Origin of the sequence: Paucilactobacillus nenjiangensis (assembly GCF_005405445.1) — a bacterium.
GTDB lineage: Bacteria > Bacillota > Bacilli > Lactobacillales > Lactobacillaceae > Paucilactobacillus > Paucilactobacillus nenjiangensis.
In genome coordinates, this window is record NZ_BJEB01000022.1 from 1 (window position 1) to 13,803 (window position 13,803).

The 13,803-nt window shown below is 39.1% G+C and carries 13 protein-coding genes and 2 pseudogenes; 6 read left to right on the top strand and 9 right to left on the bottom strand.

Annotated elements, in window-relative coordinates; translation table 11 throughout:
* Window positions 1-77: 77 nt before the first annotated feature.
* The 3 genes from FFM59_RS04580 to FFM59_RS04590 all read right to left on the bottom strand — a co-directional run bounded on the left by FFM59_RS04580 (window position 78) and on the right by FFM59_RS04590 (window position 2,321).
* Entirely contained in the window at window positions 78-965 is an 888-nt protein-coding gene (locus FFM59_RS04580; RefSeq protein WP_137601873.1) for a metal ABC transporter solute-binding protein, read from the bottom strand.
* A gap of 121 nt (window positions 966-1,086) precedes the next feature.
* Window positions 1,087-1,539 carry an Lrp/AsnC family transcriptional regulator gene (locus FFM59_RS04585; protein WP_137601874.1) on the bottom strand — a complete coding sequence of 151 codons (453 nt, stop codon included), beginning with the start codon at window positions 1,537-1,539 and terminating at the stop codon, window positions 1,087-1,089.
* A 53-nt stretch (window positions 1,540-1,592) separates the two neighbouring features.
* A complete protein-coding gene (locus tag FFM59_RS04590) occupies window positions 1,593-2,321 on the bottom strand; it encodes a gamma-glutamyl-gamma-aminobutyrate hydrolase family protein (protein WP_137601875.1) in 729 nt (242 codons plus the stop codon).
* Window positions 2,322-2,562: 241 nt separating this feature from the next.
* Here FFM59_RS04590 and FFM59_RS04595 point away from each other — a divergent pair, with 241 nt between their 5' ends.
* From FFM59_RS04595 to FFM59_RS04610, 4 genes are all read left to right on the top strand, one after another.
* On the top strand, window positions 2,563-3,069 hold the full coding sequence (locus FFM59_RS04595; protein WP_137601876.1) for a MarR family transcriptional regulator: 507 nt from the start codon (window positions 2,563-2,565) through the stop codon (window positions 3,067-3,069).
* A 52-nt stretch (window positions 3,070-3,121) separates the two neighbouring features.
* Complete coding sequence (locus tag FFM59_RS04600) at window positions 3,122-3,763, top strand: SDR family oxidoreductase (protein ID WP_137601877.1); 642 nt, start codon at window positions 3,122-3,124, stop codon at window positions 3,761-3,763.
* Window positions 3,764-3,847: 84 nt separating this feature from the next.
* Window positions 3,848-4,312 (top strand): universal stress protein, encoded by a 465-nt coding sequence (locus FFM59_RS04605; protein ID WP_137601878.1) that lies wholly within the window; start codon window positions 3,848-3,850, stop codon window positions 4,310-4,312.
* Between the two features lie 153 nt (window positions 4,313-4,465).
* On the top strand, window positions 4,466-4,993 hold the full coding sequence (locus FFM59_RS04610) for a GNAT family N-acetyltransferase (protein WP_225420292.1): 528 nt from the start codon (window positions 4,466-4,468) through the stop codon (window positions 4,991-4,993).
* 90 nt (window positions 4,994-5,083) lie between these two features.
* On the opposite strand, the pseudogene FFM59_RS04615 reads toward FFM59_RS04610, so the two are convergent.
* The 4 genes and pseudogenes from FFM59_RS04615 to FFM59_RS04630 all read right to left on the bottom strand — a co-directional run.
* Window positions 5,084-5,548, bottom strand: a pseudogene (locus FFM59_RS04615) (Lreu_0056 family protein); the annotation flags it as partial.
* A gap of 51 nt (window positions 5,549-5,599) precedes the next feature.
* Window positions 5,600-5,875 carry a hypothetical protein gene (locus tag FFM59_RS04620; protein WP_137601881.1) on the bottom strand — a complete coding sequence of 92 codons (276 nt, stop codon included), beginning with the start codon at window positions 5,873-5,875 and terminating at the stop codon, window positions 5,600-5,602.
* A gap of 115 nt (window positions 5,876-5,990) precedes the next feature.
* Window positions 5,991-7,421, bottom strand: coding sequence for an NADP-dependent phosphogluconate dehydrogenase (gene gnd, locus FFM59_RS04625; RefSeq protein WP_137601882.1), 1,431 nt, complete (start codon window positions 7,419-7,421; stop codon window positions 5,991-5,993).
* A 135-nt stretch (window positions 7,422-7,556) separates the two neighbouring features.
* On the bottom strand, window positions 7,557-8,243 hold the full coding sequence (locus FFM59_RS04630) for a DUF554 domain-containing protein (protein ID WP_137601883.1): 687 nt from the start codon (window positions 8,241-8,243) through the stop codon (window positions 7,557-7,559).
* Between the two features lie 161 nt (window positions 8,244-8,404).
* Between FFM59_RS04630 and FFM59_RS04635 the strand changes: the two genes are divergently transcribed.
* Both FFM59_RS04635 and FFM59_RS10095 read left to right on the top strand, forming a co-directional pair.
* Window positions 8,405-9,019 (top strand): MarR family winged helix-turn-helix transcriptional regulator, encoded by a 615-nt coding sequence (locus tag FFM59_RS04635; RefSeq protein ID WP_137601884.1) that lies wholly within the window; start codon window positions 8,405-8,407, stop codon window positions 9,017-9,019.
* 48 nt (window positions 9,020-9,067) lie between these two features.
* Window positions 9,068-10,828, top strand: a pseudogene (locus FFM59_RS10095) (ABC transporter ATP-binding protein).
* Between the two features lie 84 nt (window positions 10,829-10,912).
* Here FFM59_RS10095 and zwf read toward each other — a convergent pair.
* On the bottom strand, window positions 10,913-12,391 hold the full coding sequence (zwf, locus tag FFM59_RS04655; RefSeq protein WP_137601888.1) for a glucose-6-phosphate dehydrogenase: 1,479 nt from the start codon (window positions 12,389-12,391) through the stop codon (window positions 10,913-10,915).
* A gap of 217 nt (window positions 12,392-12,608) precedes the next feature.
* Window positions 12,609-13,784 carry a CynX/NimT family MFS transporter gene (locus FFM59_RS04660; RefSeq protein WP_225420293.1) on the bottom strand — a complete coding sequence of 392 codons (1,176 nt, stop codon included), beginning with the start codon at window positions 13,782-13,784 and terminating at the stop codon, window positions 12,609-12,611.
* Between the last annotated feature and the right edge of the window lie 19 nt (window positions 13,785-13,803).

Genomic DNA, 13,803 nt, shown 5'->3' on the forward strand with positions numbered 1-13,803 from the left:
ACCGCCGTATACGGAACCGTACGTACGGTGGTGTGAGAGGTCGGTAGCTGAACTAATCAACTGCCTCCTACTCGATTCTATTTAAGTAATTTTTCTAAATCATTGTATTGTGACAGCATCCATTCTTTATAGGTCATGCCATTGGGGATAGTTTCGGTGACCTTTAATACAGGGATATTGTTTTGCTTGGCCAATTTAGTCATGTTAGAAACGGTATTGCTGGAAACTTGTTTGTTATCTACAAAGAAGCGAATTGATTTATTCTTTATTCCAGCCTGCATAGCTTTAATCGATTTTGGTGAAGGATCGGCGTCTTTTTCGATGGCGTTCTCAAAATCTTTGTTGGTGACGTTGTAGCCTAGAGCAGACAAAGCATAGTCGAAGACTGGTTCACTGACGTAAACAGAAGTGTTACTAGTGTTGGTAGCCTTGATAGCGTCGATTTTATCTTGAATTGGTTGTAAAGACTTAATGTATTTCTGGGCATTTGCTTCAAAATAAGCTTTATTTTTGGGATATTTCTTTCCTAAATCAGCCGCTAATTGATTGGCTAATTTGGCCATCATGGTTGGGTTGTACCAGATATGTGGATTGTCGCCGGATTTAAGATTCATGACATCTTCACCAACACTAATTAGCTTTCCGTCAGAATTTTTGGCTAATTTTGACAGCCATGAATCGTAGCCGAGGCCATTAGCAATGATGAAGTTGGCTTTACTAACTTTTTTTGCGGTGGCAGTGGTCGCTTCATAATCGTGGGGATCCGTGGCAGAGTTTTTGATGACTGAGGTGACGGTTCCTTTGTCACCGACCACTTTTTTGGCAACTTCGCCATAAAAATTGGTGCTAGCAACAATTGAAATTTTGTTACTGGATGATTTGGTTGAATTTGAACAACCGGTTAAAACTAAACTGAGAGCAAAAATAGCTAAGATGGGAATAAAAAAAGATTTATGAATAGACATGAATTGGATCCTTTCAGTTTCTAAATAGTAACAATTACTATTTAACTATACAGAACCAGATTACTATTGTAAATAGCCAAATAAAAAAACATATGAAAAGTTTTCATATGTTTTCAAGTCATTATTGAGCTTCGACTTCCGCGTCTAAATCTAAACCGCGACGTTCTACACTAGTTGAGAAAACAATTTGGGTACTTGTTTTACCAAATTGTTGGAGGTCATTGACGAAGCTATCAAGTGCTTCGGTACTTTCAAAGACCACTTCGAGTAGTTCCGAATAATCACCAGTGACACAATTACATTCTAAAATATTGGGGATCGAGGCCACGTAGGGATAAAATTCTTTTTTCTGGTTAGGATTTAACTGGACCCAAATGAAAGCTTTAACATGATAATCGAGTTTTTGATAATCAACAGTTGTCTGATAATTTGCAATGACTCCGCTTTTTTCTAGACGAGTGATTCGAGCAGCAATGGCTGGTGACGAAATAAAACAGCTTTCGGACAATGTCTTTAACGATGTGCGCGCGTTCTTTTGTAAGATGCTAATAATTCTACGATCGATTTGGTCCATGATTGTACACTCTCCCTCTTATGCCTAAAATAAATGATTACCAGTTCCATGCATTACTTTTGAACAGCAATGCTTCTTTCAATGAAATCGGCAAATAGTGCTTGTGATTCCTCGTTATGCTTGAACATATTTTCTGGATGCCATTGCACCCCTAAAATTTGGTTAGAGTCTTTGGATTCAACAGCTTCAATCACGCCGTCATCGGCTTGCGCCACAACGTGTAGTCCAGGAGCTAGATGATGAATTGCCTGATGGTGACGTGAATTAACATAACTCCGTTCCTGGATTAATGAATGTAATAGGGTATCGTTTTTCACGTTAATATGATGCGATGGTAAATTACCTGGCGCCAATTGACTATGCTTGAGTTTGGCTTGAGGATTTTCAGATAAATCCTGATAAAGCGTGCCACCTAATGCCACGTTCAATACTTGTAAGCCACGGCAAATCCCGAAAACTGGTTTACCAGCCTCGACCGCCGCTTTGATTAAAGTAATTTCAAATAAATCGCGTTTGCGGAAAGTGGTGCCTAAATCATAATGTGGTTCTTCATTATAAAACGTTGGATCCACGTCAAAACCGCCCAGTAATAATAAGCCATCGAATAAGTCCAGATAGGCCGAGGCGTCAGCCGCTTTAATCGATGGTAAAATCACGGGAATTCCACCAGATTTAGTGACGGCTTGAATTGCGGGATCGGGTGCAAAGGCAGCGTTACGTTCGTTAATAATATTGGTAGCTTCTGTAAATGTATCAGCTGGTAGCGCAATTCTAGGTTTCAATATGTAAGGCCTCCAAATTGGGTTAATTTTATTAAGTCGTTTTTCATTAAGATTGAATGAATTTTAAGCTAAAATAAAACACTTGTCAATGTGCAGCCATTAATAATCTTAAGTTTCGAGACAATTCTACAAATACGTCGTATTATGGACAATAAATATCCAAAAAGGTTGATTATTGCAATCATTTTAGGCAAAATAGAGGCAAGGTATTTAAGCAGTACTATTTTGAGGAGGAAGAATTATGAGTGAAACAAAGAAATATAATGAAGAAAAAAAGTATTTTGATGCATTTATCAAGTCATACTTATTTTCATTAAAGTATCTACAAGACTTTATTTCAGCACCAGCGAGCGAGTATAAAATTTCGTTTGATCAATATTTGATTATGCACGAAATTAAGGAGTCAACGTCAGATTTGACGCTGATGGATATTGCATCACGTCACCGTGTTTCACGGTCAGCAATTTCACGACAAATCGGTAGTTTAATGGATAAAGGTTTTGTCGTACAACAATTTGATAGTAATGATCGTCGTCGTAAAATTTTACAATTAACTACAGAAGGCGACGAAGTAGAAGGAAAATTACTGGAAGCCGGCTTGGATCGTGCCCATGACTGGATCAAGATTTTCGGTGCTAACAGATTGTCAGACGTGTTGCAGTTTATTGATGATTTCTCGACGCAAGTCATCTCTAAAGAAGAGACATATTTTGCTGGCCGAGCAGCTAACGAGAACACTAAGAAGTAATATTTCACATCAAGTACACTAAGCTTTATAATCGAACCACGAGGTGAATGATATGAAAACATTAGTAATCGGATCACACGGTCAAATCGGCCAAATTTTAATTCAAAAGCTCGCTAATGAAAATGATGAAGTCCTTGCTGCAGTGCGAGATACATCACAAATTGCCGCCGCTAGTAAAATTACACCCATTGCTTTTAACTTGGAAGATCCATTTGAAACTTTAGCCAAGTCAATGGTTGGTATCGATGCGGTTGTCTTTGCAGCAGGTTCCGGAGGCAGCACTGGCTCAGATAAAACGCTATTGATTGATTTGGATGGCGCTGTAAAGAGTATGAAAGCAGCCGAACTGGCCGGAGTTAAGCGTTTTGTGTTAGTTAGTGCACTGTATGCTGAAAATCCTGAGAAGTGGTCAGACGGCATGCGTCCATATTATGTGGCCAAGTATTATGCCGATGAATGGCTTAAAAATGATACAGAGTTAAACTATACAATTATTCGTCCTGGAGCCTTGACCAATGATGAGGGCACTGGCAAGGTGGCAGTCTCGATTGGTGAAGGGGATGCTGGCAAAATTGCGCGCACTGACGTTGCATCTGTGATTGTAGAAACATTGCATAATTCCAGATCAAGTCAGATTGTCTTTAATGTGATTGAAGGTTCACAATCAATTCATGATGCTATCAATGAATTGTAAAATAACTCAGGATATAATTATTGTAATTGCGTGAAAAATGTTACAATGAACATACTAAAGTTAGTTGTGAAGGGATGAGTTATTATGGATCAAGTTTATCAGAATATCTTAGTTCCAATGGACGGTTCGAAAAATGCAAAGTTGGCTTTGGAAAAGGCTGTTGCTGTTGCAAAACGGAATCATGCACATATTGATTTACTCAATGTGTTGGATACTCGTTCAGTAACGTATAACTATGCGGGAATGTCAGATGGAAGTATCACATATCAATTGGTTGGTGAAGCTAAAGATTATCTTGGATCATTGGTCGATCACTTACGCACCACTGATAGCTTTACGGATGTCGATATTCATATTCGATTAGGCAATCCGAAAACTGTTATTTCATATGACTTTCCACAAGATCATCAAGTCGATTTAATTATGATGGGAGCTAGTGGGCTTTCAACTGTTCAAAGAGCATTGATGGGTTCAGTTACTTCGTTTGTTAATCGTAATGCGGCAGCCGATGTTTTGGTTGTTCGGACACCGATGGATACTGAAGAATAAAGTATTTAGCAAGTAACGAAGGCGTTTCGCCGAACTAGTTACTTGCTTTTTTTGTGCATATCATGGAAAATGGTTTGTATATTAGGAGGGATATTTATTTTAATCAGAAATGCCGAACCGGATGATGCTGAACAGATCGTGCCGTTGTTGTCCATGATTTATGACGAAATGGAATTAGAAGAATTTGAATCTATTCCAGATGAGGACCCGCAACGGCTCATCCAGCAATCTTTTAAACACCGTTCTATCTTAGATATTGTGGCCACAACATTGGTGGCGGTTGAAAATGACAATGTAATTGGGGTAGCTTTTGGCTATCCAAATACTAATGAGGACGCAGTAAATCGTGTTTTCTTAGATGTTGCACAGAAGATTCCGTCAATCAAAGACGCTGACTTATTCACGGACCAGGAAGCGGCTGAGGATGAATTCTATTTGGATTCACTCGCAGTTGATGAAAATTATCGTGGATATGGAGTTGCGACGAAGTTGATTGATGAAATGGCCGCTCATGCTAATGATTTGGAATATGACACGTTAGGATTAAACGTGGATTTGGCCAATCCGAAAGCAGAGAAACTGTATCGTAGATTAGGATTCGTGGAAGAAAGTAAAATCATGATTGGTGATCATCAATATCGTCATATGCAAGTTGACAGTGATACTGAAATGCTTGTCTAAATTGACTATTGATAACCTAATATAACTTAATCTATAAATTAATAGTGGCCTCCCAACTGTTCAAGTTGGGAGGCCATTTTGTATGTTAAATTAACGATCAATTGTAACGACTTGTTTGTTACCAGTAAATGGAGTTCCAGTCTTGGCAACGATTTTTACTTGGTTGTTTTTCTTTGGAGTCAACGTGTAAGTATTATCATTGGTGACAACCATTTTATAACCGGCATTCTTGGTTTCACTACCAGTAGCAGGCGGTTCAATACTGTTTGCAAAATTAACATTTGTAATACCGGCTTTTTGCAAGAGTGTTGAAGCTTCAACGTAACTTACTTGCCGCAACTTGCTAGTTGATTTTTTGACAATCTTATTTGTGATTGAATTAATGTTTTGTTTTTGTTCTGAAGTGGAATAGAAATTGTTGACTAAATCAGAGAGTGGCATTGTTTTAGGCACTGCGTCATTTTGGGCGTATTGAATCAAGAGGGTCACGTTATCTCCATTGACCTTGACATAATACTGTTGGGACCGAGTACCTGCAGTGAGTTGAACTAAGCCGGCTTGATAACCAGTTTTATTGTTGCTGGCCCATGGATCAGGATCAAGTACTTATGGCTTTTTCATGTTTATTTCTTTTAATTGACTGGTTGTGCCAAGACTGTTTGTTTCCCAAGGAAGGGTGCTGATTTCTTGAGTTGAATTTGACATTTCCATGACAGCGATTTTGTCATAACTCCATTTTAATTTTGTTTTTCCATCCTGATACAGCACGTAATTACTTTTGGTTGTTACCTTTGGACTAGCGTTAACTGACGAAATGTTTGTAACAAGGCTGAGTGTCATGACACTTAAAAATGCGATGATACCGACAATAAATTTTTTCATAAAATACTCCCCCAATATTTTTTATAAACTCAAGCTTATTTTATCATGCTTTCAGGCTTTGAGGTACCAAAAAAAGCAATCCAAGTGGATTGCTTTTAGGATTGCAAATGAATTTTTATTGTTCTTCGTACCATGTGTAGTGGAAGTTACCAGGACGGTCAGTACGTTCGTATGTGTGAGCACCGAAGTAATCACGTTGAGCTTGAAGAAGGTTAGCAGGTAACACTTCTGAACGATATGAATCGTAGTAAGTAACAGCAGCACTAAGACTAGGAACTGGAACACCTGATTGAACGGCAAGTGCAACTACGTCACGAATTGAATCTTGGTAACGAGCAGCAATATCTTTGAAGTAGCTGTCTAATAAGAGGTTAGTCAACTTAGGATCCTTGTCAAAGGCATCAGTGATGCTTTGGAGGAATTGTGCACGAATGATACAGCCTTCGCGCCAGATTTGAGCTAATTCACCAAAGTGAAGGTTCCAATCGTATTCTTCTGAAGCAAAACGTAATTGTTCGAAACCTTGAGCGTAACTCATGATTTTACCAAAGAAGAGAGCTTGACGAACTTTTTCAATCAATTCTTTTTTGTCAAAATCAGGTTTTGAAGTTGGTCCAACAAGTTCTTTACTTGCAGCAACACGTTCGTCTTTCATCATTGAGATGTAACGAGCATAAACTGATTCAGTAATAACTGATTGAGGAACACCGATAGCTAATGCATCTTCTGAAGACCATTTACCAGTACCTTTGTTAGCACCACGGTCCAAGATAGCATCAACGATTGGTAAGTTCTTGTCATCACCAATATCATCTTTACGAGTAAGGATATCAGCAGTAATTTCAATCAAGTAACTTTCAAGTTCGCCTTCGTTCCATTCTTTGAAGATATCAGCTAATTCATCAACTGAAACTCCACCGACACGACGAAGAATATCAAAACTTTCATCAATTAATTGTTCATCACCATATTCGATACCGTTATGCACCATTTTTACATAGTGACCGGCACCATTAGCACCAATATAAGTAACACAAGGCTTGCCATCTTTAGCTTTGGCAGCAATTTGTGTCAAGATTGGTTCAACTAAATCATAAGCTTCTTTTTGGCCACCTGGCATTAGTGAAGGACCTTGTAAGGCACCCAATTCACCACCAGATACACCCATACCAATAAAGTTAATTCCAGATTCATCAAGCTTCTTGTTACGAGCAATCGTATCGTGGAAGTTTGTGTTACCACCATCAATCAAGACGTCATGTTCGTCAAGAAGAGGCAATAATTCATCAATGACAGCATCAGTAGGTCCACCAGCTTTAACCATCATCAAAATACGACGAGGTTTTTCAAGTGAATCGACGAATTCTTGAACTGTGTAGCTAGGAACAAGATTCTTTTCTGAATGATCTTTCATCATATCATCTGTTTTTGAACGAGAACGGTTATAAACACCGACTGTAAAACCGCGACTTTCAATATTTAAAGCAAGGTTCTTACCCATAACGGCAAGACCGACAACGCCAATTTGTGCTTGTTTGTTAGACATTTGACACTCTCCTTCAAAAATTAGTAACTGGTTACAATACATATATTAACACGATTGCGGAGATACTAAAACTGAAAGCAATAAAAAAGTGCAAAAATTCACAAATACTTAAATAAACAAAGTATTTGTGAATTTTTAACTAAAAAACTGATATAAGAATATTGGAATAAAAGGGGCTAAAAGTAAATTAGCGACTTTGATATTAGTCAGTTTTAACATATTTAGTCCGATGATTAGAATCAACAACGAACCAACGCAGGTCACCTCATCGATAACAACACTCGTGAAAAAACCGGCAATCTGATGAGCTAAAAGTGTAATAGCTGCTTCGTAGATAAACACCGTCACACCAGCGAACGCAACTCCGAGGCCCAAAGTGGACGCCATGATGAGGCAAAAAATGCCATCAATGACTGATTTGGTCATTAGAGTTGAATTTGATCCGGTCAGTCCGCTTTGTAACGAACCGACAATCGCCATCGCACCAACACAAATGAAAAGGGATGAGGTTACAAATCCTTCTGCAAAAGACGAGTTGGGACCGACTTTAAATAAATTTTGAGCTTTCTTACCTATGTAGTTGAAGTGCTTGTCAAAATCAATGAGCTCACCAATAATAGCACCGATAACCATTGAAATGACTATGTAAATTGTATTGTGACCCTTTAAAGAGCCAGAAATTCCGACATATAAGACGCACACGCCAATACTTTGCATCATAATCGTTTTGACACGCTCTGGAATCCCCTTTTTAAAGACAACGCCAATGCTACCGCCGACCATGACTGCAACGGCATTGACGATTGAACCGAGAACAATCATTATTTCACCTTCCTCCTTGTCATATTATAGCTAAAGGCGGTCTAAAAAGCGAAATAAAATTTATTTTGATAAAAATCGTTGACAAATAGTTCGGTACCGAACTAGAATTCAATTCGTAATAAAGTTCGGTACCGAACTAAAATAATTTAGGAAGTGATTTTATGTCATCTCTTTCAGATGATTTGATGAAACAGTTAAGGTTTATTGGGACCGCTAGTTCAGTGTTTATGAGTCAAAAAAATCAAAAATTAACCGGACAAGACCGGGTGCTAGTCGTCGTTCTTGAGGAAAGTGATTTAACCCAAAGTTATTTAGCGGAGATATTGGATTTGAGGCCAAGTTCATTAGCGGAGCTACTAAAGAAAATGGAAACCAATCGGGATATTGTCCGTGTTGAAGATGAACAAGATAAGCGAGTGAAGCATATTCAATTGACCGAACAGGGACGGATCAAAGCTGAAGATTTAAAACAACTCGCTAGTTTAAGCTCCAGTGATGCTTTTTGGGCTGGTTTAGATGATCAACAGAAAGTTCAATTAGGTGAAACTATTGGTCGTATCATAGCGGGATGGTCACCAGAATTTCGAGCCAATTCGGCTAAATTTGTTGATCCAATGGATCGACTGAAGGCCATGCAAGAAATGCGTGAAGAATGGTTTAAAAACGGTGAAATGCCACATAAAATGTCTCGACACGGGTTTCAAGATGTCTTTGAGAAACGGTTTAGAGATTTTCACCAACGAATGCATGAAGAAAATGATCGTCGAGATAGATAATTAAGAAAGAACGTCTGGTGAGGACTACCAGAAGCATAGGATTAGATTATGAATCGTGAATTTGAAGATTTACCAAAAGCAAAAGGTACATTTAAGTTAAGAGATTTTTTGAAGTTAATTAATAGTGTTAACCCTAAAAAATGATTATTTATTTTAGGATTGTTGTTGAGTTTAGTGACCATTGGAGCCAGTTTAATCGTGCCACAATTAACCAAAAGCTTAGTTAATTCAAGCGGTTTATCGCATATCAATACAGGTATGATTGTTATTTTAGTTTTGGCATTTGCTGCCCAACTCGGATTTGGTACTATTGGAGGTTTTCTTCTACGATACGTCGGAGAAACGGCGGTTAAAACTTTACGTGAAAAGTTGTGGGCCCATTTGTTGCGGTTACCAGTTGGTTATTTCGATGATCATAAATCTGGTGAGAGTAGTTCCCGAGTAGTTAATGATACGAGCGTGATTAAGGATTTAGTCACCTCGCAATTTCCTAGTTTTATCACTGGCTCCATCCAGTTAGTCGGATCAATGGTGATTTTGGTATTAATGGACTGGAAGATGGCGGCCATTATGTTTAGTGCGGTTACCATTTTTGCCTTAATCATGTTCCCGGTCGGTAGGGTTATGTCTCGAATCGGACGGCAGTTACAAAAGGCTACAGATGGATTCAATGCCGATGTGAGGGAAAAGCTTTCTGAGATTCGGTTAATTAAATCGAGTAATGGTGAACAATACGAACGCACTAGCGGTCGAAAACTAATTGATAGTATTTTCAAATTAGGAATTAAAGATGCCAAAGTCGAAGCAGTTCTGTAACCAATCATGATGACAGCGATGTTGGTATTGTTTGTTGGGGTTTTGGGATACGGCGCTGTTCGTGTGCAAGCCGGTACATTAACTAGTGGTGATTTAGTCGCCTTCCTGATTTATTTGTTTAATATTATTGCACCGGTGGCCACATTTGCGCCCTTTTTTGCCCAAGTGACGAAAGCAATGGGGGCGACTGAACGGATTCAAGAGATGTTAGATACGCCAGTAGAATCGAATACCAACGCTGACGCAACTTTGGACGTAACTGGCAAAACGATTACGGCCGACAACCTAACTTTTAGTTATGATGGTGAAAACAGTATTTTGCACGAAGTTTCCTTTAAAGCAGCGCCGAATACTGTGATTGCATTTGCTGGACCTAGTGGAGGTGGAAAATCGACCATCTTTGCGATGCTAGAGCGGTTCTACAATCCCAGTGCCGGTCAAATTAAAATCGGCGACCAAGATATTTCACAAATTGATATTGCTAATTGGCGTTCACAAATTGGCTTTGTGTCTCAAGATAGCGCCGTTTTTGCGGGCACGATTAAAGATAATTTACAGTATGGACTGAACCACGAGTTGACTGATGATGAATTATGGCATGGGATCGAATTAGCGTATGCAGATCAGTTTGTCAAAGACTTCCCTGAACAACTAGCCACATAAATTGGAGAGCGAGGAGTCAAACTTTCCGGTGGACAAAAGCAACGAATTGCCATCGCCCGTGCGTTCTTACGTGATCCGAAGATATTGATGTTGGATGAGGCAACAGCTAGCTTGGATTCACAGTCTGAAGAAAAAGTTCAACAAGCGCTAGATCACCTGATGCAAGGCCGCACAACGTTGGTAATTGCACACCGTCTCTCAACTATCGTAGATGCAGATCAAATTTACTTTATTGAACATGGTCACGTGACGGGGCATGGCACACATTCAGAAATGATCAACACGCACCCACTGTATGCAGAATATGTTAGTGAACAAGTTGTAAACTAAGAAAAGAAATAGTCACTGATTCAAAAAGTTATCGAAAAAATGGAGCTCGTCAATATGACGAACTCCATTTTGCGTTACAGCTATTTATTTGTTATCTAATTTATAAACCCATGAACGACCGTCGCGTTCGAGCAATTCATCAGAGGCTTTTGGACCCATTGATCCAGGAAGATAGTTAGGGAAGTGTGGTTCTTCAATATCCCAAAGACGACGAATAACATCGACAAACTTCCATGCATAGGCAACTTCTGACCATGAAGCAAAGTTAGTACTGTTACCTTCCATTGCATCGTGCATCAAACGTTCGTATGGTTCTGGAACATCTTTTTCAGATTTTTCATCTTGATAGAAGTCCAACTTAACGGGTTCCGTTTCAAATCCTTGTCCGGCACTCTTAGCATTAACAGTCAAAGCAAATCCGTTCTTAGGTTCAACGTAAATTGTTAAGACGTTAGCTGATAAAGTAGCGTCTGATTGTTGTGGGAATGCAAAGATGTCAATGAGTGGCTTCTTGAAGACAACATCGATACGAGTGAACTTGTCAGCCAATTTTTTACCTGTACGGATATAGAATGGAACGCCTGACCAGCGGTAGTTATCAAATAACAACTTACCAGCAACGAATGTTTCGTTGTTTGAACCTTCAGGAACGCCATCTTCATCACGGTAATCAACGCCTTCGTCACCGGCAGCATATTGACCACGAACAAAGTTACCAGCTGCTTCAACAGCTGAGTAAACACGTAAACTACGTAAAGCCTTCACCTTTTCAACTCGAACATCAGCGTCTGTAAAGGCAACTGGTTGTTCCATAGCTAATTGGCTGATTATTTGCATGATATGGTTTTGAACCATGTCACGAAGAGCGCCAGAAGTATCGTAATATGATGCACGTTCTTCAACACCAAGACTTTCACTTAATGTGATTTGGACGTTGTCAATATAACGGTTGTTCCAGAGTGATTCAATAATTGTGTTACCAAAGCGTAGAGCTTCGATATTTTGAATCATTTCTTTTCCAAGATAGTGATCAATTCGGAAGATTTGATCTTCATCAAAGGTTAAAGTTAATTCATCGTTAAGCTTCTTAGCTGATTTGTAATCACGACCAAATGGCTTTTCAATAACCAAACGGTTGTAACCATTATCAGAAATCAAACCTTGTGATTTAATATTTAATGCGATTTCGCCAAAGAAGTTAGGTGCCATTGAAAGGTAGAAGACACGGTTTCCTTGTGCATCAAATCGTTCGTCAAGTTCTTTAATAGCGTCAAGTAGAACAGAATAGTGTGGTTGATCAGTAACGTCATGAGCCACGTATTCAAAATGGCTTGCGAACTTGTCAGCTTCTTCTGCTGAACTTTCAAGGCCGCTAATAGATTCTTTAACGACATCCTTGAATTGGTCGGTTGACCAGTCGGCACGGGAAGTTCCAAGAACACCAAAGCGTTCTTTCAAATATCCTTTTTGGTATAACTTAAAAAGTGATGGATAAAGTTTTCTCTTAGCAAGATCACCTGTTGCTCCGAAAAATGTGAAAACTGCAATATTCTCTTTTGTCAAAATGCCACTCCTTCAGTTTTATGCCTGCTTCAAATAGACAAATTTTGTTAACATATTGATTATATACTCTCTTAAATCAATGTGCACGCCCAAAAAATAAAACGATTTCAATAATATTAGCACAAACCAAAAAAACATTCAATTGGACTGATTAAAGCAGGCTACTCTTAAAACAGTTTGTCTTGAATGTTGTTAAATTGGTATATATTGTTCATTTTTAAGAATTGAAAACAAATTTATTTTTTTCAGCGAGTACTCCGGCCGTCATAAAGATGATTGAAACGATTATTATGAATATTTCACTGGCGTGCCATGAACCAGTGACATTCTTTAATGTTCCGGTCAGGACTGGACCAACTGAGGCTAATAAGTAGCCAACAGACTGTGCCATACCAGATAAACTGGTCGTTTGACTAGGCGTTTTAGTTTTTAAACCAAAGAGGGTCATGACGAGGGTAAAAGTAGTTGCCGTCGCAATCCCTAAAATCGTATTGATGACAATGAAATAAGCAATCGAATTAATTGGGAATAAGAGCGCAAAGACACCAACGATAGTCGCACCAGCACCAGCAATGATAATCGGACTACGATTCGTCATGCGAACGGCCAATCCGGGCACGAAAAATGGCGGAATGATTGAGACAAATTGAAACAGCCCGGCTAAAAGACTGGCGTTAGTTTCTGAAATGCCGACACCAATTGCAATGGTTGGTAACCAAGCGACTAAGGTGTAAAAGACTAATGACGATACGCCAAAGTAGATTAAAATCAACCAAGCATTTTTATTGGTCCAAGGATGAACTTTGACTGTCTCACTTTTAGCTGTCGTTGCTGGTGCTTTACGGCGAAGATTTGGTAACCACAAAATGAAAGTGGCGAATACCATCAAGCTTAAAATCTGAATGGCAAACTGCCAACTAGTTGCCTTGGCTAATGGGGAACTAAAGCCAGCGCCAATCGCGCTCGAAAGAGCCAACGCGAAAGTATAGACACTGGTCATAGTCCCAATTTTATTTGGTGTGACCTCAGTAATAATCGCTGGCAGCAAAACATTAATGAAGGTGATTGCAATTCCGACAATTAGCGTCCCAATAAATAGAGTTGGAACGTTAATAATCCGTAAGTACGAACCAATGAATAGTACTGCTAATGCGCCGGCAATCGTGATTTCATTTCCGAACTTTCGACTAATTACTGGTACGATGCTTGAAAATAACCCAAAGCAGACCAATGGTAAGGTCGTTAAAATTCCTAAATCGCTGGGTTGCACGCCAATTGTTTTGGCGATATTACTGACGATTGATGGAATTGAGGTGATCGGCGTTCTCATACAAGCGCCTAACAAAAAGATACCAAGCACAAAGAAAATGCCTTGGCGGCGAACCTTTGACAAAAAAACACATCCTATTCTT